The following is a 23013-nucleotide window of genomic DNA, read 5'->3' on the forward strand; positions in this document are numbered from 1 at the left end:
GCCTCGATCAGGCGGCGACGGCCTCGCCCGCGTGGCCCTTCAGCTGGGTGAGGACCTCGGTCAGCTGGGCGACGACCTCGGTGTCCTCGGACGGGTGGGTCTCGGCGAAGCGGACCACGGAGCTGGGGATCGAGAGCTTGAGCTCCTCGATCACCTTGCCGCCGGCGATGCCCACGGCCTTGCGGGCCTCGTCCTGCGCCCATACGCCGCCGAACTGGCCGTAGGCGGTGCCGACCACGACGACCGGCTTGCCGCCGAAGCCGCTGGCGCCGTAGGGGCGGGACAGCCAGTCGATGGCGTTCTTCAGGACGGCCGGGATGGTGCCGTTGTACTCGGGGGAGAAGAAGAGGAACCCGTCCGCCTCACCGGCGGCGGCGCGGAGCTTGGCGGCGGCGGCCGGGACGTTGCCCTCGACGTCGATGTCCTCGTTGTAGAACGGGATGTCGGCGAGACCCTCGAAGATCTCGATGTCGGAGCCCTCGGGCGCGAACTTCACGGCGGCCTCGGCGAGCTGGCGGTTGTGCGAGCCGGCACGCAGGCTGCCGACGAGCGCGAGGATACGAACAGACATGGAAACTCCAAGGGGGGCTGAAATACTGCCGTAACGATCCGGACCGGGGTCCGTTTAAAAGTTGTACCAGCCTAAGCGGACCGCGGTCCAGTTTTGTTCCCGGTGCTTTACGCTGTCTTCATGTCCAGCGCCCTGCCCCCCTTCCCGAAGCCCGAGGAGTCCATAAGCGAACCCCAGCTGCTGGAGGTCCGCTCCTTCGACGACAAGCCGTGCCTGCGCGCCGACGCGGCCCGCAACCGGGCCAAGCTGCTGGAGGCCGCCGCCCGCCTGATCGCGGAGCACGGGGTGGCCGGCGTCACCATGGAGGCGGTGGCCACCGCGGCCGAGGTCGGCAAAGGGACCGTCTTCCGCCGCTTCGGCGACCGCACCGGCCTGCTGATGGCCCTGCTGGACCACTCGGCGAAGACGCTCCAGGCGGACTTCATGGGTGGACCGCCGCCGCTGGGCCCCGGGGCACCCCCGGTCGAGCGGCTACGGGCGTTCGGTGTGGCGGTCCTGTACCGCTCGGCGGAGCAGCTGGACCTGCAACTGGCCGCACAGCCCGACCCGGCCCGCCGCTTCTCCCACACCGCGCTCCTGGCGCTGCGCACCCACGTCACGATGCTGCTCCGGCAGATCCTGCCCGACGCCGACTGCGAACTGCTCGCCCAGCCGCTCATGGCGTATCTGGACCCCGCCCTGATCAACCATCTGACCAGGCAGTGCGGGATGCCGATGGAGCGTCTTGAGGCCGGCTGGGTCGACCTCGTCGCGCGTCTGACAGCTACGCCGCCGCCCTGCTGAGTCCGCCTCAGGCGTGGCCGGCGAACATGTCGAGGATGCCCTGCGGGGCGTCGGCCCGGAACATCAGCTCGCCGTTGGCCGCCGAGTCCGCCGCCGACTCCTCGCTGCGGGGGAACAGCTTCTCCTCGTAGGCGGCGAGCGCGGCCTCGGTGTCGCCCGGGTGCGCGGCCAGGGCGAGGCCCAGTTCGGCTCCGTCGAGCATCGCCAGGTTGGCGCCGACGCCCGCGAACGGGGACATCAGATGGGCCGCGTCGCCCAGCAGCGTGACCCCGGGCGCCCGGTCCCAGCGGTGCCCGATCGGCAGCGCGTGGATCCGGCGCGGGGTCAGCGGCCCGTCCGCGTCGCCGAGCAGCGCCCGCAGGCTCTTGTCCCAGTCGGTGAAGTGCCCGAGCGTGTACGCCTTTGCCGCCTCGGTGTCCGTGAAGTCGACGCCGTCGAACGCGTCCTCGGGGACGGTGAGCGCCACGTAGATGTGCAGGCTCCCGTCGGTCTCGCGGTGGCCCAGGAAGCCCTTGCCCGCGCCGAGCGCCAACAGCATGCCGCCGCCGACCACTTCGGCGCTCACCGGATGCCGTAGGTCGGCGTCCGGCAGGTCCACCTCGACGAACGAGACGCCGGTGTACGCGGGTCGCGCGTCCGAGAGCAGGGGCCGCACCCGGGACCAGGCGCCGTCCGCGCCGATCAGCAGATCCGTGGTGAAGGAGGTGCCGTCCGCGAGCGTCACCTCGTGCCGGCCGCCGTCCAGCGGGCGGGCGCCGGTGACCTTCGCGCCCCAGTGGACGGTGCCCTCGGGCAGGGAGTTCAGCAGCAGGTCGCGCAGTTGGCCGCGGTCGACCTCGGGGCGCCCGCTGGTGCCGTCGTCGGGATCGTCCAGCAGGACCGTGGCGGCCTTGTCGAGGACGCGGGTGGCCTCGCCGCCCGGGTGGACCAGCGCGCGGAACTCGTCGTACAGACCGGCCGCGCGCAGCGCGGGCTGCCCCGAGTCCTCGTGGATGTCGAGCATGCCGCCCTGGGTGCGTGCGGCCGGGGAGGCGTCGAGGTCGAGGACGGCGGCCTCGACGCCGTTGACGTGCAGGACCCGGGCGAGCGTGAGCCCGCCGAGTCCGCCGCCGATGATCGCGAGGGGGTGGTGGGGGGTGGTCATGGTGAACCTCCTTGAAGTGCGTCTGAAACAAGGTCAGTTGGGGACGGCGGTCCGCTCGATGCCGGCGATCAACGTCCGGAACCGCCAGGACAGGCGGGCCTCGGGCGTCCCCGCGAGCAGTTCGGCGGAGCGGGCGGCGATGTGCGGGTGGGTCCGCTCGGAGACCTTGCGCAGGGCGTCGGCCAGGGCGTCCCAGTCGTCCTGGGTGGTGTCCTCGGCGGAGTGCTCGGCGGCCGTCGCGGTGGCCTGCTGGAGCAGCAGGTCCACGCCCCACGCGGCCTGCGCGGGCGGGACGCCTCCCTCGTCGAGCAGGGCGAGCAGGGTCTCGATCAGGTTCAGGTAGTGCGGGCCGCTGGGCCAGGCCGTCAGTGCCGAACGGGCGAGGCTCGGGTGCTCGAAGAGCATCGCGGTGTACGCGGTGAGGACCTGCTCCAGACGCTCGCGCCAGGAGCCCTCGGCCGGGACGGGCCCGATGGTGCCGAGCAGTTCGTCGAGGACGGCCGCGTGCAGCTCCGCGGTGTTGCGGACGTACACGTACAACGAGGCCGGACCGGTGTCGAGCTCCTGGGCCAGGCGCCGCATGGTGAGCTTCTGCAGGCCTTCGGCGCGCAGCACCGCCACCGCGGCGGCGACGATGGCCGCCCTGCTCAGGGCGGGTTTCGCGGGGCGTTCACGGCGGCTGCGGGGGGTGTCGGGGCGAGCTGTCATGTCTCCACGGTAACGAACATGTTCGCTCCGAACAAGTTCGTGACGAACATGTTCGTGGAAGTCCCGGACCATGTTGTGGTTGTGACGACCGTTCCCCCGCCGCGCTGCCCGCCCCGGGCTTCTGCCAAGATGCCGTACGTCATGGTGCAGATACCGAATACGCCCGCAGCCCCGTCGCCCGCACCGCGCTCCGTGCCCACGAGCGCCGATGTGGCCCGCCTGGCCGGGGTCTCACGCGCGACCGTCTCCTACGTCCTCAACAACACCAGCGCCGTACGGATCAGCGAGCCCACCCGCCGCCGCGTCCACGAGGCCGCCAAGGAACTGGGGTACGTCCCGCACGCGGCGGCCCGCAGCCTGCGCGCCGGACACAGCCGGATGGTGCTGATACCGGCGCCGCCCATGCAAGTGGGGCTCCTCTACAGCAAGTTCATCAACGAACTCCAGTGGGCGCTCAGCCGCCTCGACTACACGGTCGTCCAGCACGGTTCCGTGGGTCTGCGCGGCGACGAGGCCGCCCGTGCCTGGGCCGAACTGCGCCCGGTCGCCGTCCTGGTGCCCGGCGCCGGACTCGGCCCGCAGGGCGTCGCGGTCCTCAAGCGCTCCGGGGCGCGGGCCGTCATCACGCTCGGCCCCGAGCCGATCGAGGGCGCCCACGTCCTGCTCCTGGACCACGAGGGCGTCGGCCACTGCGCCGGCACGCACCTCTACGACCGCGGCCGGCGCCGGATCGGCGTGGTCGTGCCCGAGGAGCCGGGCATGGGGATCTTCTCCCGGCCCCGCCTCGCGGGAGTGCGCCGCGCGCTGCTCGGCACGGACGCCACGGTGACCGAACTCCCGCTCGCCTACAGCGAGGAGAGCGCCGCCAAGACCGCCGCCCAGTGGGACGCGCTCGGCCTCGACGCGGTGTTCGCGTACAACGACGAGTACGCGATGCTGCTGATGCGCGCCCTCCAGGACGAAGGCGTCCGCATCCCCGAGGACACCGCCGTGATCGGCGCCGACGACCTGATGATCGGGCGGCTGCTGCGACCGCGTCTGAGCACCGTCCACATCCAGCTCCCGTCCGGCAGCGACCTCGCCGAAGTCGTCGACAACGCCGTCCGCGACCCGGGCGCGGTGCCGGCCGTGCACGAACTGCTCGGCGCCTCGGTGCTGCACCGCGACTCCAGCTGAACCGGATCCGGCGACCGCGGTCCGGGGGCGAACCCGCCGTACGCGACTAGAATGTTGCGTGCTCAACCAGACGGGGGGTGCGCTCGATCACGGATGCGGTCCTGACGTCTGCGCCGGATCACCGCATCCCGTCACGCGCACGACCTGGGACTCCAACTGCCCGCGCGGGTCCCGCCGTTGACGGATCGGAGAGCCGCCATGCCCCTGCTCGACCCCAAGATCTGGCAGTCCCGCCCGCTGTCGGGCCCCGAGTACCCGGTCACCGAGCCCGCCACCGGCGAGCAGCTCGCCACCGTCACGCTCGCCGCCGCCGAGGACATACGCCCCGCCGTGCGGGCGGCCGGAGCCGCGCAGACCGAGTGGGCACGCGCCCCGCACTTCGTCCGCGCCGGAGTGCTGCGCCGGGCCGGTGACCTGTTCGCCGCGCACGCCGAGGAGTTGCGCGAGTGGCTGGTGCGGGAGTCCGGGTCGATCCCCGGCAAGGCGGACTTCGAACTGCACGTCGCCGCCCAGGAGTGCTACGAGGCCGCCGCGCTCGCCTCCCGCCCCACCGGACAGGTCCTCCCGTCGGAGGCGCCCCGGCTGTCGTACACCCGGCGCATCCCGGTCGGCGTCGTCGGCGTGATCGCGCCGTTCAACGCCCCGCTGATCCTCTCCATCCGCTCGGTCGCCCCCGCGCTCGCACTGGGCAACGCGGTCGTCCTCAAGCCGGACCCGCGCACCGCGGTCTGCGGGGGACTGGCCCTCGCGGCGGTCTTCGCTGAGGCCGGCCTGCCCGACGAACTCCTCCAAGTCCTTCCCGGCGGCGCCGAGGTGGGGTCCGCACTGGTCGCCGACCCGCAGGTGCCCGTCATCTCCTTCACGGGCTCAACTGCCGCCGGGCGCGCGGTCGGTGAGGCGGCGGGGCGTCATCTCAAGCGCGCACACCTGGAGTTGGGCGGGAACTCGGCCCTCGTCGTGCTGGCGGACGCCGACCTGGACGCGGTGATCTCCACGGCGGCCTGGGGTTCGTTCTTCCACCAGGGCCAGATCTGCATGACGACCGGGCGCCATCTCGTCCACGAGTCGCTCTACGAGGAGTACGTCGAACGCCTCGCCGCCAAGGCCGAGTCGCTGGCCGTGGGCGACCCGCACCGTGCGCAGGTCCACCTGGGCCCGATCATCGACGGTGCCCAACTCGCCAAGATCCACGGCCTCGTCGAGGCCAGCACGGCGAGCGGTGCCAGGCTCGCGGCGGGCGGCACGCACGAGGACCTCTTCTACCGGCCGACCGTCCTCGCGGGCGTCGTCGACGACACCCCCGCCTACGCGGAGGAGGTCTTCGGCCCCGTGGCGCCGGTACGGTCCTTCGCCACCGCGGACGAAGCCGCGGCGCTGGCCGCGGCGTCCCCGTACGGCCTCTCGCTCGGCATCGTCACGCGCGACGCGGCCCGCGGCCTGGACCTCGCGGAACGCATCCCCACCGGGATCGTCCACATCAACGACCAGACCGTCAACGACGAGGCCGTGGCGCCCTTCGGCGGGGTCGCCGCGTCCGGCACCGGCGCCCGCTTCGGCGGCGAGGCCAATATCGAGGCCTTCACCGACGTGCGCTGGACGACGGTGCGCGGAGACGTGGCGTCGTACCCGTTCTGAGAGGGCTGCTCACTTACCGTTCTGCTCGGCCTGCGCCTGCTGCTCGGCGACCGACTTGCGGACCTCGTCCATGTCGAGCTTGCGGGCCTGGCCGATGACGTCGGTGAGGGCGGCCTCCGGCAGGGCGCCGGGCTGGGCGAAGACGGCGACGCGGTCACGGACGATCATCAGCGTGGGGATCGACCGGATCTCGAAGGCCTGTGCCAGCTCGGGCTGGGCCTCGGTGTCGATCTTGCCGAAGACGAGGTCCGGGTTGTCCTTGGCCGCCTTCTCGTAGACCGGGGCGAACTGCCGGCACGGCCCGCACCAGGACGCCCAGAAGTCGATCAGGACGAAGTCGTTGTCCTTGACCGTCTGGTCGAAGTTCTCCTTGGTGAGCTCCACGGTGCTGCTCATGACGTGATTCCCTCTTCCTCGATGTGGGGGCGAAGCCGCCTGGGACAACACGGCCGTCCGGGCCCGTATTCCGCGCCCCTACCCGTGTGGCGTCCGCGCACACCACCCAGCAGACTGGCCCCATGACGGAAACGGAATCCATCGTGTACGACGTCGTGGTGGTCGGGGCCGGGCCCGTGGGGGAGAACGTCGCCGACCGCACCCGTGCGGCCGGTCTCTCCACCGCGGTCGTGGAGAGCGAACTCATCGGCGGCGAGTGTTCGTACTGGGCCTGCATGCCCAGCAAGGCCCTGCTGCGCCCGGTGATAGCCCGGGCCGACGCCCGCCGCGTGCCCGGCCTCGGCCATCTCGTCCAGGGCCCCCTCGACACCGCTGCGGTACTCGCCCACCGCGACTACGAGGCCTCGGGCTGGAAGGACGACGGCCAGGTCCGCTGGCTCGACGGCATCGGCGCCGACCTCTACCGCGGCCAGGGCCGCCTCGACGGTCCCCGCCGGGTGACGGTCACCGGCCCCGACGGCGTACGACATGTCCTCACCGCCCGGCACGCGGTCGCCGTGTGCACCGGCACCCGCGCCCTCCTCCCCGACCTGCCCGGACTCGCCGACGTCAAGCCGTGGACCAGCCGCGAGGCCACCAGCGCCAAGGCCGCGCCCGGCCGGCTGATCGTGGTCGGCGGCGGAGTCGTGGCCGTCGAGATGGCCACCGCCTGGCGGGCGTTGGGCTCCCGGGTCACCCTCCTCGTCCGCGGCAAGGGCCTGCTGCCCCGCATGGAGCCCTTCGCCGGGGAGCTGGTGGCCGACGCCCTCGGCGAAGCCGGCGTCGACGTGCGCACGGGCACCTCCGTCACGTCGGTGACCCGCGAGCACGGCACCGTCGTCGCCGTCACCGACAGCGGCGACCGCATCGAGGCCGACGAGATCCTCTTCGCCACCGGACGCGCCCCGCAGACCGACGACATCGGCCTCGACACGATCGGCCTGGAACCGGGCTCCTGGCTGCCCGTGGACGACTCCCTGCGCGTTCAGGACAGCGACTGGCTGTACGCGGTCGGCGACGTCAACCACCGCGCCCTCCTCACCCACCAGGGCAAGTACCAGGCACGCATCGCGGGCGCCGCGATCGCCGCCCGCGCCGAAGGTGTGCCGCTGCTGGAGACCGACCCCTGGGGCGCCCACGTGGCCACCGCCGACCACGACGCCGTACCCCAGGTCGTCTTCACCGACCCCGAGGCGGCGGCCGTCGGCCTCTCCCTCGCCGAGGCGGAACAGGCCGGCCACCGCGTCCGCGCCGTCGATGTCGAGTTCTCCTCGGTCGCGGGCGCCGGCCTCTACGCCGACGGCTACCGGGGCCGCGCCCGCATGATCGTCGACCTCGACGACGAGACCCTGCGCGGCGTCACCTTCGTGGGCCCAGGTGTCGGCGAACTGATCCACTCCGCGACCATCGCGGTCGTCGGCCAGGTCCCGATCAGCCGCCTGTGGCACGCGGTCCCGTCCTACCCGACGATCAGCGAGATCTGGCTCCGCCTGCTGGAGGCCTACCGGGGCTGAACACCCCTGATGTCCTACGGCAGTTGAAAGCCGAGCGCAGCCGACGCCTCGACCGGTGTCGGCTGCGCCCAGCGCTCCGCCATCGCCTCGTTGGACGACAGCGAGCGCAGCTCGGCCCGGTCCAGATAGAGCAGGCCGTCGAGGTGGTCCGTCTCGTGCTGCACGATCCGCGCGGGCCACCCGGTGAACACCTCGTCCACCGCCCGCCCGTGCTCGTCCTGCCCCGTGAGCCGCACCGACGCGTGCCGCGCCACCACGGCCTGCCAGCCCGGCACACTCAGGCACCCCTCGAAGAACGCGGCCCGGCCGTCGCCCACCGGCTCGTACGACGGATTGACCAGCACCCGGAACGGCTGCGGCACCCGCCCGCGCACCACCCGCACCTCGTCCGGCACCGGTGCCGGGTCCTCGATGACCGCGATCCGCAGCTCCACCCCGACCTGCGGGGCCGCGACGCCCACACCCGGCGCCGCGTGCATGGTCACGCGCAGCGCCTCGACGAACCGGGCCAGCAGCGCGGGCTCCAACTGGCCGTCGAACGGCTCGGTCCCGCGCCTGAGCACCGGGTCACCGGCCGAGACGATGGGCAACGGACCGCCGGCGGCGAGGAGTTCCTCCACCCGCTCGGCCAGGGGCGCGCGATCACTGGGAAGTGCCATCGCGCCAGGATGCCATGGCCTGCACCGCGGCCCGAACGTGACGCACGCCACTCCAGCCCGCGGGAACTCGGTGCTCTCACCCGCCGACTACTGGACCACTACGGCTACGCCACACCCCCGCCCGCTCCTCGTCCCCTGCCACCCGGAGAAGCCCGCCCATGTCCACCGCTCCCTCGACCGCCCCGGCCGAGGTCCCGCAGGAGCCCGCCCCGGCCTCGTCCCCCAGCCGCTGGGCCCCGCTCCGCCCTCTGGTCCTGCGCCTGCACTTCTACGCCGGAGTGCTCGTCGCCCCGTTCCTGCTCGTCGCCGCCACCACAGGCTTCCTGTACGCCGGTGCCTTTGAGGCCGAACGGATCGTGTACGCCCATGAGTTGACCGTCCCCGTCGGCGACCGCGAGCTGCCGATATCGGAGCAGGTGGCCGCCGCCCGCAAGGCACACCCCGAGGGCACGGTCTCGGCGGTCCGGCCCTCCCCGGAGGCCGGCGCCACCACCCGCGTCATGCTCTCCGGCGTCGCGGGCGTCCGCTCCGACCGCACCCTCGCGGTGTTCGTCGACCCGTACACCGGGAAGGTGCGCGGCGCGCTGGAACAGTACGGCTCGACCGGCGCGCTCCCGCTCCGCACCTGGATCGACGACCTCCACCGCAACCTGAACCTCGGCGAACCCGGCCGTCTGTACAGCGAGTTCGCCGCGAGCTGGCTGTGGGTCATCTCGGCCGGCGGCCTGGTGCTGTGGTTCTCCCGCCGCCGCGCCCTGCGCAAGCTGCGCGGCACCAGCGGACGGCGCCGCACCCTCGGCCTGCACGGCACGGTGGGTGTCTGGGCCGCCGCCGGGTTCATCTTCCTGTCGGCGACCGGACTGACCTGGTCGACGTACGCGGGCGCCAACATCGACGAACTCCGCACCTCCCTGGGCCAGTCCACGCCCTCGGTGTCCGCCGCGGCGAGCGGTGAACACGCGGGCCACGGCGGCTCCACCGCGACCGGCGACGCCGAACACGGGGTGGGCCTCGACAAGATCCTCGCCGCCGCGCGGGCCAAGGGGCTGGGCAACCCCGTCGAGATCGTCCCGCCGGCCGACGCCAACTCGACGTACGTCGTCAAACAGGTCCAGCGCAGCTGGCCCGAGAAACAGGACGCGGTCGCCGTCGACCCCACCACCGGCGAGGTGACCGACGAACTCCGCTTCGCCGACTACCCGTTGCTCGCCAAACTGACCCGCTGGGGCATCGACCTGCACACCGGCGTCCTGTTCGGCCTGGCCAACCAGATAGCCCTGATGCTGCTCACCCTCTCCCTGATCCTGCTGATCGTGTGGGGCTACCGCATGTGGTGGCAGCGCGGCCGGGGTTCCTCCTTCGGCCGCCCGATCCCGCGCGGTGCCTGGGCCCAGCTGTCCCCGCTCGTCCTTGTGCCGTGCCTGGCGGTGATCGCCGTACTCGGCTATTTCGTCCCGCTGTTGGGGATCCCGCTGGCCGCGTTCATCGCGGTGGACGTGGTGCTGGGCGAGGTGGCCCACCGCAAGGGCCGCCGGACGTACGCGAGTTGACGACACATGCGGAGGGGCCCGGTTCCGTATCGGAACCGGGCCCCTTCACTCGCGTCACCGCGTCTCAGACCTGCTCGAAGTCACCCGCGAGCGCCGAGGCGATCCGCAGATGCGGGCCCGCCTCCTCGTGCCGGCCCTGCCGCTCCAGCGTGCGGCCCAGCATCAGCCGCGCATAGTGCTCCACCGGGTCACGCTCCACGATGACACGCAACTCGCTCTCGGCGCGCCGCAGTTGGGCCGAGTGGTAGTAGGCGCGCGCCAGCAGCAGGCGCGGTCCGGTCTGCTCCGGCACCTCTTCGACCAGCCCGCCCAGCACCCGGGCCGCGGCGGCGTAGTCCTTGGCGTCGAAGAACATCTGCGCGCGCTCCCAACGCTCCGCCGGTGTTCCGTGGTCGTAGTACGTCATGTCCACTTGACCTCCTTCGACGCACTCAACGGACCTTGTTGGTTGAATATTCCACTACCTCGCGATGGCGGCCAGTTCGGCGTTGGCCCGCTCGGTGATCAGGGTCAGCACCCGGCCGGTGGTCGCGAGGTCCTCCTCGGGGATGTCGCCCCAGATCCTGGCGCTCGCCGCGCTCGTCTCCTTCGTGATCCGTGCGAACAGCTCCCGGCCCGCGTCCGTGATCCGCACGTCGGACGCGTCCGTCCCGAGCAGTCCGGCCGTGATCAGTTCGTCGATGGTGGCCTGCACGGAGTTCTCGCCGACCTTCAGCGCCGCCGCGGTGTCCGCGGAGAGCTGTCCACGGTCGACGGGCCCGGCGGCGACGGCGACCGGACGCAGGGTGATCTGCTGCTGGAAGCCGACGCCGTGGCGGACGAGGACGCTCTCCAGGACGGCGCGGGCGGCGTAGTGGGCCAGACCGAGCATGCGGGCGTCGGCGGGGGTCGTGGTGGCGGTGGTCATGACTGCTCCTTCTCGTGCTCACTCGCGGGGTTGAGGGGTGTGTCGAGCAGAATCGCCAGGTCCCGGCTGAACTCCCGGGTCCGTGCGCTGTCGAGGCCGCCGAGCGGTTCCAGCAGCTGCTGCAGGAGCCCGTGGACGACCTTGATCGCCTGCCGGGTCACCTCGCGGCCCTCGTCGGTGAGGGCCAGCTGGACCGCGCGCGGATCGCGGGGGTCCCGGGTGCGCTCGACGAGGCCTGCGGACTCCAGGGCGCGGGCCAGCTTCGACACATAGAGGGCTTCGAGTCCGGTCCGGTCGGCGAGGTGCCGCTGACTGGGACGCAGTCCGGAGCGCTGCATGCCGTACAGCGACGCCACCAGGGAGTACTGCGCATGGGTCAGTCCCAGGGGTGCCACCGCGCGGTCGACCGCCACACGCCACTTCATCGACAGTCGCCAGACCAGAAAACCGGGCGTCGCGCCCTCGGATGCCGTACTCATGACCGATACGGTACATGGCTATTATGTCCATGGCTACTATTTTTCGCACGGGGCGCCCATGGCGGGGGAGAGGCCCCGGGGGGCGGACCGGCGCTCGACGGACTGACGTAACCGCCTCGACGGGACTAGGTTGTCGCCATGAGCAATCTTGATCGCGAAGCGGTTCCGGCCCTGTGCGGCGGCCGCGGTTTCGTGGTGGCGGAGCCCGTCCGTGAACTCCTCAGCCCTCGCAAGGTCCAGCTCGGCGAGTCCACCGAAGTCCGCCGGCTGCTGCCCAACCTGGGCCGCCGCATGGTCGGCGCCTGGTGCTTCGTCGATCACTACGGCCCCGACGACATCGCCGACGAGCCCGGCATGCAGGTGCCGCCACACCCCCACATGGGTCTGCAGACCGTCAGCTGGCTGCACGAGGGCGAGGTCCTGCACCGCGACTCGACCGGCAGCGTCGCGACGATCCGCCCGCGCGAACTGGGCCTGATGACCTCCGGCCGGGCGATCAGCCACGCCGAGCAGAGCCCCAAGACGCACGCCCGGTTCCTGCACGGAGCGCAGCTGTGGGTCGCCCTCCCCGACAGCGACCGCCATGTCGAGCCGCACTTCGAGCACCACGCCGAGCTGCCGGTCGTCACGGCGCCGGGCCTGCGCGCCACGATCGTCCTCGGCGACGTCGACGGCGCGACCTCACCCGGTACGACCTACACCCCGATCGTCGGCGCGGACCTGGCCCTCGCGGCCGGCGCGGACGTACGCCTGCCGCTGGAACCCGACTTCGAGTACGCCGTCCTGGCCATGTCCGGCGAGGCCCACGTCGACGGCGTCCCGGTCCTCCCGGGCTCGATGCTCTACCTAGGCTGCGGCCGCACCGAACTCCCGCTGCGCGCCGCGTCGGACGCGGGCCTGATGCTGCTGGGGGGCGAGCCGTTCGAGGAAGAGCTGATCATGTTCTGGAACTGGATCGGCCGCACCCAGGAAGAGATCGAGCAGGCGCGCGAGGACTGGATGACGGGCTCGCGGTTCGGTGAGGTGAAGGGGTACGACGGCGCGCCGCTGCCGGCCCCCGAGCTGCCCCCGCTGGCGTTGAAGCCGCGGGGGAGGGTGCGCTGACCTGCTCGGATCTGCTGCACCGCACCGACCAGGACGTTCCCGTCCTCGTGCCCGCACTCCTCGTCCGATCCGCCGTCGGCGGGTGGCGTGGGCACGGTGCTCCGAGTCGGAGCCGGCCTGAGGCGCCGGTGCTCGTGGTGCTGCACCTGGTACTGCGGGGATGCCGCTCGGCCGACTCTGGTGGAGGTCGGCCCGAGCAGACCGTTGGGCGAAGGGGCGCACCGGCACCTGCTGGGCAGCACAGGCTCGGCCGGGCTGCCGGACCCCGTCGTGGGTACACGTGCGAGCCGCACTGCGGGGGCGAGTCGACCGCATCGTCGCGGGGGTGGAGTTCTGCCGCGGATAACGTCAGGAAGATTCCGCCTTGGACGGCGATTCCGTCCACTCCGACACTGACGAAATCTTAACGCCCTGAAATTCGACCACACAGCCTTGGCCGAGCCGGAGTTCCGGATACCCGTTCGCCATCGGCCTGTCGGGGATTCCCGCGCGTCCGTACCGTACGCACGGGAGAATCCTGGGAGAAACAATCAGGCACGCTGGCTTGAGTTTCCCGCAGCGAGCCCGCGCGAGTTCCAGCTTCGGCGCTCCTTGCCGCGGTCCGTTCACCCCGATTACGAGACGGACGCAACACTTCGACGCTTGTCAACCACAAGACCTGATAGTCCCGGACAAGATCGCTTGACGGGTCGTGTGCCGCCACGGACGATCGGAGACGACTTCGCGACTTCTCCCCCCCTGCCACGCACTCCGTCACCACAGCGTCCGATCCCAGGCATCGGGCGGCAGTGACGGCGCGATCCATGATGCCCCCACGTCCTGCCGTACCTGGCACGACATCAGACTGCGAGCGCTCATGAGTAACTCTCCCAAGGATGCGGCGGTTCCCCCCTCCCGACCGGGCCACGACCGGGCCCGTAGAGACTCGGCACACCGAGAACCCGCGCCCGTGGACCAGGGACAGGAGTCCTTCGGCGACGCGCTGCGCAGGCGAAGGCGGTCGGCGAAACTCACCCAGTTGGAGCTCGCCCGGAAATCAGGGGTCAGCGTCCGGGCGATCCGGTACCTCGAAAGCGGTCAAGTACGGCGTCCCGGCGCCACTTTGCGGTACCGGCTCAACGCTGTGCTGTCGCAGGGGGCCGGGACGGATCCCAGTGGACTGTTCCTCGGGATCCTGGGGCCCGTGCTCATCCGGCACGCCGGCGCGGAGATACCGTTGAACGCCGCGAAACCGCGACTGCTGCTCACGCTGTTGGCGCTGCGCCCCAACGAGGTCGTCGGCCGCGACGAGATCGTGGACGCGCTGTGGCAGCCCGGGGAAGCCCCGTCGACGTGCGCGAATCTCGTGCATACCTACGTGGCCCGGCTGCGGAAGGTGTTGCCGCCGAGGCGGGGGGACGACGGCAACGGGCACACACCACGGATCGAGAGGTCGCGCGGCGGATATGTACTGCACGTGACCGTGGAGGAGAGCGATGTACTGAACTTCACCACGTTGTTCGAACGCGCCGACACACTCGACGACGCACACCTGCGGGCGGAGACCTTACTGGCGGCCCTTCGCTGCTGGCGCGGCAGGCTCGGAGGCGACCTGTCCGACCAGGCGCACCTGCTGCCCGACGGCGCGCGGGCGACCCAGACCCGGATCGACTGCGCCATCGCCTTCGCGGATCTCGCCATCCCGCTCGGTCGCCACGGCGAGGCGGTGTGCGAGCTGCAGAGGCTGGTGGCGGACGAGCCCTGGCACGAGGCGCTGCACGCGCGGCTGATGCTGGCACTCGCGGGATCCGGCCGACGGGCCGCCGCGCTGGAGGTGTTCCAGGACATCCGGACCCGACTGCGGACCGACCTCGGCCTGGAACCCGGAGCGGAACTGCCTGCCGCGCAACTCGCGATATTGCAGGACAATTTTCCGCAGCCACCTCCCGTTTCCTGAATCATTACCGAAAGACAACACCTGCACATAATTCGGCCAATTTCATACTTGCCTTGATTGAAGCTTTACAGGGATCCTGTTGATCGAAGATCATCAGCCTCGTACTTTTACTCGCCAAAGGGACGACCTGGTCACTCTTGAGCACCCCGGTAAAGGTGGTGGCTGCTAATGCGGGCCATGATCGGTTCACGGCCGAACAATTGCGCCTGGGGCGAAAGAGTGTGTTTGATGGTCTGCTCGGAAGAGGGATCCTGCTCACTCCAAAGGTGCGAGACGCTCCTCCAGGTCCAACGGTCCCTCCTGCTGTGGAAACGCGGCCGACTCGACGCGAGCATGAAGCAGGCCGTCGAGGCGACGGAATCGGTGTGCACCAGACACCGCTCGGCATACACCCCGCTGGCGCACCTCTGGCACGCCTGGCTGCTCGGCACCGTCAGGCATCTGCCCCAGGCCCGCCGCGCGCTGGCAGGGGCCGCGCCTCGTGACGGCGCCTTCTACTCCGCGGAGTTGACCGCCATGGTCCAGGTGACCCGAGCCACGGTCAGCTTCGCCGAGGGCAGTCTCGACGCCGCCGTGTCCGAGGTGCACGAGGCCCTGCGGATCGGTGTTCCGCACACGGCACGGGGAGTGCACTCCCTCGGCCATGTCCTGCTGGTGCAGAGCGCGTTGCGACAGGGAGATCCCAAAGCCGCCCTGCACTCCACGAAAGAGCTGGCGAACGACGCCCTGTTGGGGACGTCCCTGCTCGTGCAGGCGCAGAGCGCGTGGGCGGCCGCCCAGACCGCGGAGGCCTACGGTGGAGCGGCGAGCGCGGAACACCTCATCAGTGGCCTGGTGAACGATCGGACGCTCCTTCGCAGACTGCTCGCGGCACAGCCTTCCGCGGCGTCCTGGCTGGTCCGGGGCGCGGACAAGCTGGGTGCCTCTTCCGTCATGAAGAGGACGGTGTCGACGGCCAACGCCCTCGCCGAGTCGTACCCGCAGTACCAGGTCCTGCGCGCGTCGGGACTGCACGCGGCCGGATGGTCGGAGAAGGACCCCGGCAAACTGCGCAGGGCGGCCGGTCTCTATCCCGAGGTCTGGCTGCAGGCGTCCGCGCGTGAGGACCTCGGCACCCTGCTCGCCAGACATCGTGCCGAGAGCGAACAGGCGGTCGGCCATCTGAAAGGGGCTCTGGACGGCTACACCGCCACCGGAGCCCCGCGCGACGCACACCGGGTCATGAAGAAACTGCGCTACCTCGGCGTCCGGTACAGCCATGCCCGGCTGGTGGTGAGCGATCGGATCGTCGGGCACGGGCTCACCGAGGAGGAGTTCGCGGTCGCGGAACTCGTGAGCCAGGGCTTCACGAACAGTGAGGTCGGCCGGAAGCTGTTCATCTCCCAGCACACGGTCGCGTTCCATCTGAGAAAGGTCTTCCAGAAGATGGAGGTCGGGTCGCGCGTCGAACTGGCCGTCGCCTGGAACACGAGCGGGGCGTAGCACACGGGACACGGACCGAGACATGGACCGGGACTCGCGGCACGGACCGGCGTCATCCGCGAAGGGCCCGACTCGGGGTTCCGTCCTGGTCCGGTGCCACGTCGCTCCGTGACAGCAGGTCGATCACGCGGCTCACCTCCGCGACCTGGGCATCGAGATAGAAATGCCCTCCCGGCAGGACCCGGAGGTCGCAGCGAGCCGTGGTGAAATGCCGCCATTCGGCGGCGTGTTCGGCCGTCACGAGATCGTCGTCGGCACCGATCAGTACGGTCGTCGGGATGTCGAGGGGTGGTCCGGGACTCCACGTGTAGGTCTGGGCGGCCCGGTAGTCGGCACGCATGGCGTTCAGCACGAGGGGGGCCAGGTCGGGGTGGTTCAGCACGGCGGCATCGGTGCCGCCCAGTCGCACCATGTGCGCGCGCAGGCCGGCGTCGTCCAAGGCGGGGAGGGCGTTCCCGCCTCCGCTCACCAGAGGCGCCCCGCGCCCGGACAGGAACAGTCGCTTCGGTGGCTCGACGGACCGGTTCACCAGACGGCGTGCCGTTTCGTAGGCGATGAGCGCGCCCAGGCTGTGCCCGAAGAGCGCGTACGGTCCGGCGCGGTCGGCCTGTTCGTCCGTGGCCCGTTCGTCAGCGACCAGTTCGTCCGCGACCGCTTCGGCAAGGTGCGCCACGTCGGTCAGCGAGGGCTCGCCCACACGGTCCTCGCGCCCCGGGTACTGCACGGCGAGAACATGGACGTCCGGATGGAGTTCACGAGCGAGCCGGACGTATGCGGTGGCCGCTCCGCCGGCGTGTGGAAAACACACGAGCCGCATCCGGTGCCGTCCCGGCGCGGCGAAGGTTCGTACCCAGTCGCTCCTCACTTCTCCGCCCTCTCCCTTTCGCCGGAGGACCGACGCACGGTTGCCGTGGACGGAAGGCACTCGGTCTCCGGACTCCCGGCCATGAGGCGGATGCCTTCCAGAAGGCGCGACAGGAGCCGGCTTCCCAAGGCCGCGTCGTGGCGGGAGGTGTCGACGGAGACCCGGACGGCCAGTCCGTCGCCGGTGTTGTGCACGTCGACGACGACCGGGATGCCGACGCCGAGATCCGAGTACTGACCGCGTGCGACGACCCCGGCCTCGACCAGTTGGATGTTCCGTCGCAGATGCGCGTAGTTGAAGCACACCTCGAAGGGACGGCTGCCGACGATCCCGAGGGCGTCGGCATAGGGGAAGCGGCGGTGCGGCAGCAGTTCGCGCTCCGCGTCGAAGGCCCGCCGCGCCGCGCCCGCCCAGGTGGTCCCGCGCAGGTCGAGCCGGATCGGCAGGTAGTTGACGAAGAGCCCCAGCGTGAGATCCGTTCCCTCCTGCTCGGGCCGGCCGATCATCATCATCGCGACATCGACGACGGGTCGTCCGCGCTCGGCGGCGACCGCCGCACCGTGCGCGGTCAGCAGCAGGCTCTTGACGGGCAGGCCCCGTGCTGCGGCACACGCGAACAGCGTTTCCGTGTCCGCCCGTGAGACTCTCGCCTCGAATTCCGTCATCCGGGGCGGGTGCGGCACGGCTCTCGCCGGGCGGTGCTCCTCGCCGCGTGCCCATGCCTCGAAGTGACGTACCGCTTCCTCGCTACGGGCCGCGGCGCGTTCCAGGCGCACGTACTCCGCGTAGGGCAGTGGCCGGGCGAGCTCCGGCACGTCACCGTCCAGGAGACCCGCGTAGACGGTGACCGTCTCGTGCAGGAGGTTCGCCGCGCTCCAGCCGTCGAGGACGGCGTGGTGGAACGAGTAGGTCAGCCGGTAGGACTCCGCGCCGGTGGCCGCCGCGTGGAACCGGACCAGCGGTGCCGTCTCGGGATCGAAGGGGCGCCCGAGTTCCTTCATGACGAGAGCGGTCCGCTTCTCCAGTGCACTCGCGTCGAGCGCACTGTGGTCGGCCACCGTCAGCGGGATCTCGACGCCGTGTTCCACGATCTGGACGGCCTCGCTGAACCCGCCCAGTTCGAACCGCACCCGCAGCATCTCGTGGCGGGAGGCGACGCGTGCCAGGGCCTCCCGCAACGTCGCCTCGTCGAGCGGCTTCCTGATGTCGTGCGCCGCGGTGCAGACGTACTGTGCACCGGCGCTCATCAGGCTCTCGTAGATCAGCCCCAACTGCAGACGGGTGGCCGGCATGACTTCCTGCACGTGCGCGGGCACCTTGGCCCGGTCGGCGGGCGACAGGAGATCCACCCGTGCCGGCGGCCGGTCGGGACCGCCGTGCGCCGACGCGCGACACGTGCCCCGGACGGTGGGGTGCTCGAACAGCTGCGGCAGGGCGATCCGCAGACCGCGCCGCCCGGCCTCGGCCACCACGGTGATCGCCAGCAGGGAATCGCCGCCGCAGGCGAAGAAGTCGTCGTCGAGGCCCACACCGTCGACGCCCAGGACGTCTTCCCACACCTGGGCCATGACGGCCTCGGCAGGGCTGAACCGGGTGCTCGTCGAGGCGGCGGACGGTTCGTCAGCCATGGGGCTCCACCTTTCGGAGGGATTCCTGTATGTCCTCGTCCCGTCCCCCTCCCTCGCCCGCGAGCGCCGGCGCGAGTTCGGCGATGGTCGGGTGGGCGTACAACTGCGTGATGGTGAAATCCGGATAGCGACGGCGCAGGCGTCCGTAGACGGTAAGCGCCTTGAACGAGGTCCCGCCCGCCTCGGTGAACCGCTCGTGGCGGCCGATGTGATCGCGGCCGAGGACGCCACGCCACACCTCCGCGACGAACCTCTCCACCGCGCCGACCGGTGCGTCCACGACGGCCGCCGGGTGTGGGTCCTCTTCCGGCAGACCCGCGCGGAGCGCCTCGAAGTCCGTCTTGCCGTTCAGGTTCACGGGGATGTCCGGCACGAGACGGATACGGCTGGGGATCAATGCCGCGGGCAGGCGGTCCGCCAGCAGTGCGACGATGTCCGCCCGTGCGGCGGAGCCCACGACGTACGCGGCGATCTCCAACGGCGCCCCGGGCTCGGCACGTTCGCCGGTGACCACGGCTCGTCGGACCCCGGGAACGGACAGCAGCGCCGTCTCCACCTCGCCCGGCTCGACCCTGTTGCCACGGATCTTGAGCTGCCCGTCCGACCTGCCGAGGATGTCGACGCACCCGTCCGCCGCACGGACGGCCAGGTCGTCGGTGCGGTAGAACCGTTCCGCGCCGATCGTGACGAACTTCGACGCCGTCCTCTCCTCGTCCCCCCGATAGCCGTCGGCGAGACACGCACCGCCCAGGTACAACACCCCGGGTGTGCCGTCCGCGACGGGACGGCCTTCCTCGTCCAGCACGCGGCTCATGATTCCCGGGAGGGCGCGGCCGACCGGTATGCGTTCACGTCCGACATCGGCGGAGCTCACCCGGTGCGCGGTGGCGAAGATCGTGGCTTCGGCGGGTCCGTATGCGTTGTGGACGACGAGGTCGGGCGCGGCCTCGAAGATCGCCGCGACCAACCGGGGAGGTACCGTCTCGCCTCCCAGGACCACCAGCCGGCGCGGCAGCAGGTCGGCCAACCGGCCTTCGTCGGCCAGTGCTTCGAGCAGCGAGGGGGTGAGCATCATCCCGTCCACGGGGTGGGCGTGGAGTTCCCGCGCCAGTTCGTACGGGTCGAGGGTGGTGATCCGGTCGTAGATGTCCAGGCGACTGCCGGACAGGAGCGCGCCGTAGACGGTGACCTTGCTGATGTCGGCGGCGAAGGTGGTCATGACGCCGAGGCTGTCCACGGGTGCGGCACCGGCCATGAGCGTCTGGAATCCGGCGCAGAAGTTGAGCAGCGGGCGGTGGGCGACCTCGACCGTCTTCGGCACACCGGTCGAGCCGGAGGTGAAGACCAGGTAGGCGAGGTCGTCGTCGCGCAGGTCCGCGTCGACACGGTACGGAACGGCTGCCGGCACGTCGTCCAGTGACACCACGGGGTACGGGCCCCGGCTGAGCCGGGCCCCGTTCGGACGGTCGGTCAGCACGACCGCCGGAGTCACGTTCCCGAGCAGCGTCGCCACCCGGGCGTCGGGATCGGTCGGTTCGATTTGCACATAGGCGGCACCTACCGCCCACGCCCCCAGAACGGCGACCACACAGAGTTCCGAGCGGTTCAGCAGTGTCGCCACCACGTCCCCGCGACCGACCCCCAACCCCCTCAGCCCGTCGGCCAGTGCTCCGGCCCGGTCCGCCAGTTCGGCATAGGTGAGCCTGGTCTCCCCGTGCCGTACCGCCGGACGCGTGGGCACGGTCGCGGCGACCCGCGCGAACGCGTGCGCGGCGGTGCGGGCGGAATCCCGTGGTTGAAGGTCGATCACGATGAGTGCCTCCGTGCGGTCGGTCGTACGCAGTGCGCGAGACGGTGGGGACGGCCCCCTTGTTTCAGGAGCGGCGGTATCAGGAGTCGCGGCGGGGAGTCGGAGCCACGGTGGTGGACCGCGCCGCGATGTCCTCCAGTGCCTCGATCGAGGAGTGCGCGCGCACGTCGACCCGGTCGAAGACCCCGGGACAGTGCGCCATGAGCGCCTTCTTCATACGGAGCGCGAGCAGCAGCGGATCTGCGGCGGTGGTCAGGAGGTCCTCGTCGTCCCGCACCGGCCGGCCGGTGACTGCCAGCACCACCCGGCGAATCCGGTCGCGCAGGCTCTCGGGGAAGTCGGGGCCGACCGCGCTCCCCGGCACGGAGACCGCGGTCCTGGCAGCTCGCAGCTCCTCACTGATCTTCCGCATCCCGTCCAGGTCGGGCTTGTCGGTCGCGGTCCGCGGCAACCGTCCGGCCACGATGTACCGCGTGGGCGCGACCCGTGCCCCCAACGCCTCGGTGACACTGCGCCGCAGCACGGAGGCCAGCGCCGGTTCCGCGAGCGCGCAGCCGGACCCGGGTCGCGACAGTTCCGGCTTCGGCTGTACGAACGCGACCAGTTGCACATGTCCCGCGGCCACGCGCACGTCCACGACCTTGCACTGCTCCACCTGTGGCTGGCGGGACAGTACGGCCTCGATCTCGTCCAGGTTCACGCGGATGCCCCGCACCTTGATCTGGGCGTCCCGGCGACCGAGGTAGCGCAGCGTCCCGTCGGGGCCGATCCGGCCGAAGTCACCTGTGTGATAGACGACTTCGTCCGTACGATCGGGCAGCGGGCGGAACCGGCTCCGGGTCTGGACCTCGTCCCCGATGTAGCCGCTCGCGAGGAAGCGGCCGACGATGCCGATCTCGCCGACGGCGCCCCGCGGTACGGGGCGCCCCTCCGTGTCCATCAGCAGGATCCGGCGCCCGCTGATCGGGCGGCCGACGGGTACCCGCCGATGTCCCGGGTGGTCGGGCGGAATCTCGTGACGAGTGGCCAGGACACATTCGGTCGGCCCGAACATGTTGTGCACGCGCGCCGAAGGGAACACCGCCCGCATACGGACGCCGAGAGAGGGCGGGAACACCTCCCCGGCGACGATGACGTTCTCCAGGGCGGTCATGGGGCGCGGCCGGTTCTCCAGGGCCGCGACGACGTACTCGACGAAGCTCGGAACGCCCTGGAAGAAGGTCACCCGCGCCGCCGCGAGCCACGCCGCGACGGCTTCCGGATCGCGTCGTTCGCCCTGCGGCGGAACACAGAGCGTCGCGCCGTAGGCCAGTGCCCCGAACACTTCCATGTAGCAGGCGTCGAAGACGGGCGCGGACCACATGGCCACCCGCGAGCCCGGTCCGAGACCCAGCTGGGCCTGCTGCCAGGCGATGAACTGCGCGAGGCTGCGCCTTGGTTGCACAACTCCCTTGGGCTTGCCCGTGGTTCCGGAGGTGAAGGCGATGTAGGCGGGTTCGCGGTCGGCCCTGCGCGGGGGCGGTGACTGGGCGGTGGCAGCCGTACGACCGCTCTCCTCGTACAGGAGGGTCCGCGAACCGGTGGCCTCCGCGAGACGTGCCGCAGGTCCGCCTCCTGCCGCGTCGTGCAGCAGGACACCGGCCCGCGCGGTGGTCACCAGAGCGGCGTTGCGTGCCTCGGCGGCTTCGGGATCCAGCACGACGAAGCAGCGGTCGGCGTACTGGCAGGCGACCATCGCGATCGCGGCCGTCCGGCTGTCCCCGGTGAGCACGGCGACGGTTGCGGAGCCGTTCGCCACGGTGCTCAGTCGCTCGGCCAGGCCGCCCGCGAGCGCGTCCAGTCGCGCATAGGTGAGCGTGGCACCGTCGGCAGCGAGAATCGCGATCCCGTCCGGTGTTCGCTCCGCCCACGTGCGCACCAGGTCGCCCGGCATCGACAACTCGTCCGGATCGGGGGCCGGTTGCGGTGCCGGCAGAAAGGTGAGGGCTTCGTCCGGGGCCGGCCGCATCGCGGCGGCGACCGGTCGGTCCACGTCGGTCAGCAGGGCGTCGAGACAGGCGAGGACGTGGTCGGCGAGTTGCGTCGCGGTCGCGGACTCGTACAGGTCCGCGGCGTAGTGGACGGTGAGACGGCCGGTACGGGACCGGAGTTCGAAGGCCACGACCAGCTCGGGGAGCGGGGCGATGATGTCAGTGATGTTCTGGTCCACTGCAATTACCGTTGGGCACGGTGTTTCTGACGGATCGTCGGTGAACGATCCGCCGTTCGGATCCTCCTGGCCGAGCCCCGCCGACACCCGTGCGGAGATGGTGCGCAGGGTGTCCTGATCGTCGAGCCGCGTCGACAGGGGCCGTAGGCCGCCCGTGGGGCCGTCCGGGTGCAACGCCGGTGTCCCGACGCACAGTTCGCGGCAGCCGGAGAAATCCGCCAGGGCCACGAGGGCGGCGGCGGTGAGCACGCAGCGGGCCGAGGAGGACGTCTGGTCCGCGCTCTCGGCGACAGCGGACAGGAGGTGGGATTCGACCGGCCGCCACGCACTGCCGAAGGCACCGCCGGACGCGGGAGTCCGCAGGAAGTCGCCGGGCAGCACGGTCGGGTCGTAGGAGGGCGCGGGGGAATCCATCGGT

General features: G+C 71.1%; 20 protein-coding genes. 8 read left to right on the forward strand and 12 right to left on the reverse strand.

Features of this window, described 5'->3' with window-relative positions; genetic code table 11:
• Positions 1 to 7: 7 nt before the first annotated feature.
• Positions 8 to 571, reverse strand: coding sequence for an NAD(P)H-dependent oxidoreductase (locus ACIBJH_RS07210; protein ID WP_399115842.1), 564 nt, complete (start codon positions 569 to 571; stop codon positions 8 to 10).
• Between the two features lie 102 nt (positions 572 to 673).
• Between ACIBJH_RS07210 and ACIBJH_RS07215 the strand changes: the two genes are divergently transcribed.
• Entirely contained in the window at positions 674 to 1354 is a 681-nt protein-coding gene (locus ACIBJH_RS07215) for a TetR/AcrR family transcriptional regulator (RefSeq protein ID WP_399115843.1), read from the forward strand.
• 7 nt (positions 1355 to 1361) lie between these two features.
• Here ACIBJH_RS07215 and ACIBJH_RS07220 read toward each other — a convergent pair whose 3' ends face one another.
• Positions 1362 to 2498, reverse strand: coding sequence for an FAD-dependent oxidoreductase (locus ACIBJH_RS07220; protein WP_399115844.1), 1137 nt, complete (start codon positions 2496 to 2498; stop codon positions 1362 to 1364).
• Between the two features lie 33 nt (positions 2499 to 2531).
• Complete coding sequence (locus ACIBJH_RS07225) at positions 2532 to 3206, reverse strand: TetR/AcrR family transcriptional regulator (RefSeq protein WP_399115845.1); 675 nt, start codon at positions 3204 to 3206, stop codon at positions 2532 to 2534.
• Between the two features lie 141 nt (positions 3207 to 3347).
• Between ACIBJH_RS07225 and ACIBJH_RS07230 the strand changes: the two genes are divergently transcribed.
• Positions 3348 to 4382: a LacI family DNA-binding transcriptional regulator gene (locus tag ACIBJH_RS07230; RefSeq protein WP_399116373.1), complete on the forward strand. Its 1035-nt coding sequence runs from the start codon at positions 3348 to 3350 to the stop codon at positions 4380 to 4382.
• Between the two features lie 198 nt (positions 4383 to 4580).
• Positions 4581 to 6017: a benzaldehyde dehydrogenase gene (locus ACIBJH_RS07235; protein ID WP_399115846.1), complete on the forward strand. Its 1437-nt coding sequence runs from the start codon at positions 4581 to 4583 to the stop codon at positions 6015 to 6017.
• Between the two features lie 9 nt (positions 6018 to 6026).
• Here the strand turns inward: ACIBJH_RS07235 and trxA are convergent, their stop codons facing one another.
• Positions 6027 to 6413: a thioredoxin gene (gene trxA / locus ACIBJH_RS07240; RefSeq protein ID WP_399115847.1), complete on the reverse strand. Its 387-nt coding sequence runs from the start codon at positions 6411 to 6413 to the stop codon at positions 6027 to 6029.
• Positions 6414 to 6535: 122 nt separating this feature from the next.
• Between trxA and ACIBJH_RS07245 the strand changes: the two genes are divergently transcribed.
• Entirely contained in the window at positions 6536 to 7966 is a 1431-nt protein-coding gene (locus ACIBJH_RS07245; protein ID WP_399115848.1) for a dihydrolipoyl dehydrogenase family protein, read from the forward strand.
• Between the two features lie 14 nt (positions 7967 to 7980).
• Here the strand turns inward: ACIBJH_RS07245 and ACIBJH_RS07250 are convergent, their stop codons facing one another.
• Positions 7981 to 8625: a peptide deformylase gene (locus ACIBJH_RS07250; protein WP_399115849.1), complete on the reverse strand. Its 645-nt coding sequence runs from the start codon at positions 8623 to 8625 to the stop codon at positions 7981 to 7983.
• A 158-nt stretch (positions 8626 to 8783) separates the two neighbouring features.
• Here ACIBJH_RS07250 and ACIBJH_RS07255 point away from each other — a divergent pair, with 158 nt between their 5' ends.
• Positions 8784 to 10175, forward strand: a complete 1392-nt coding sequence (locus tag ACIBJH_RS07255; RefSeq protein ID WP_399115850.1) for a PepSY-associated TM helix domain-containing protein — start codon at positions 8784 to 8786, stop codon at positions 10173 to 10175.
• 64 nt (positions 10176 to 10239) lie between these two features.
• Here ACIBJH_RS07255 and ACIBJH_RS07260 read toward each other — a convergent pair whose 3' ends face one another.
• Genes ACIBJH_RS07260 through ACIBJH_RS07270 form a run of 3 tightly spaced genes read right to left on the reverse strand, consistent with a single transcriptional unit; the run spans position 10240 to position 11561 of the window.
• Positions 10240 to 10587 (reverse strand): tetratricopeptide repeat protein, encoded by a 348-nt coding sequence (locus ACIBJH_RS07260; protein WP_399115851.1) that lies wholly within the window; start codon positions 10585 to 10587, stop codon positions 10240 to 10242.
• A 48-nt stretch (positions 10588 to 10635) separates the two neighbouring features.
• On the reverse strand, positions 10636 to 11082 hold the full coding sequence (locus ACIBJH_RS07265) for a MarR family transcriptional regulator (RefSeq protein WP_399115853.1): 447 nt from the start codon (positions 11080 to 11082) through the stop codon (positions 10636 to 10638).
• Positions 11079 to 11561, reverse strand: a complete 483-nt coding sequence (locus tag ACIBJH_RS07270; RefSeq protein WP_399115854.1) for a MarR family winged helix-turn-helix transcriptional regulator — start codon at positions 11559 to 11561, stop codon at positions 11079 to 11081. Before ACIBJH_RS07270 ends, ACIBJH_RS07265 begins: the two co-directional genes overlap by 4 nt.
• A 138-nt stretch (positions 11562 to 11699) precedes the next feature.
• Between ACIBJH_RS07270 and ACIBJH_RS07275 the strand changes: the two genes are divergently transcribed.
• The 3 genes from ACIBJH_RS07275 to ACIBJH_RS07285 all read left to right on the forward strand — a co-directional run bounded on the left by ACIBJH_RS07275 (position 11700) and on the right by ACIBJH_RS07285 (position 16083).
• Positions 11700 to 12665 (forward strand): pirin family protein, encoded by a 966-nt coding sequence (locus ACIBJH_RS07275; protein WP_399115855.1) that lies wholly within the window; start codon positions 11700 to 11702, stop codon positions 12663 to 12665.
• A gap of 949 nt (positions 12666 to 13614) precedes the next feature.
• On the forward strand, positions 13615 to 14601 hold the full coding sequence (locus ACIBJH_RS07280; RefSeq protein ID WP_399115856.1) for a BTAD domain-containing putative transcriptional regulator: 987 nt from the start codon (positions 13615 to 13617) through the stop codon (positions 14599 to 14601).
• A gap of 228 nt (positions 14602 to 14829) precedes the next feature.
• Complete coding sequence (locus ACIBJH_RS07285) at positions 14830 to 16083, forward strand: response regulator transcription factor (protein ID WP_399115857.1); 1254 nt, start codon at positions 14830 to 14832, stop codon at positions 16081 to 16083.
• A 52-nt stretch (positions 16084 to 16135) separates the two neighbouring features.
• Here ACIBJH_RS07285 and ACIBJH_RS07290 read toward each other — a convergent pair whose 3' ends face one another.
• From ACIBJH_RS07290 to ACIBJH_RS07305, 4 genes are all read right to left on the reverse strand, one after another.
• On the reverse strand, positions 16136 to 16948 hold the full coding sequence (locus tag ACIBJH_RS07290) for a thioesterase II family protein (RefSeq protein ID WP_399115858.1): 813 nt from the start codon (positions 16946 to 16948) through the stop codon (positions 16136 to 16138).
• Positions 16945 to 18576 carry a condensation domain-containing protein gene (locus tag ACIBJH_RS07295; RefSeq protein ID WP_399115859.1) on the reverse strand — a complete coding sequence of 544 codons (1632 nt, stop codon included), beginning with the start codon at positions 18574 to 18576 and terminating at the stop codon, positions 16945 to 16947. Before ACIBJH_RS07295 ends, ACIBJH_RS07290 begins: the two co-directional genes overlap by 4 nt.
• Positions 18569 to 20386: an amino acid adenylation domain-containing protein gene (locus ACIBJH_RS07300; protein ID WP_399115860.1), complete on the reverse strand. Its 1818-nt coding sequence runs from the start codon at positions 20384 to 20386 to the stop codon at positions 18569 to 18571. Before ACIBJH_RS07300 ends, ACIBJH_RS07295 begins: the two co-directional genes overlap by 8 nt.
• A gap of 79 nt (positions 20387 to 20465) precedes the next feature.
• Entirely contained in the window at positions 20466 to 23009 is a 2544-nt protein-coding gene (locus ACIBJH_RS07305; RefSeq protein WP_399115861.1) for an amino acid adenylation domain-containing protein, read from the reverse strand.
• Positions 23010 to 23013: the final 4 nt, after the last annotated feature.

Source organism: Streptomyces sp. NPDC050548 (assembly GCF_044457385.1).
In the GTDB taxonomy this organism is placed as follows: Bacteria; Actinomycetota; Actinomycetes; order Streptomycetales; family Streptomycetaceae; genus Streptomyces.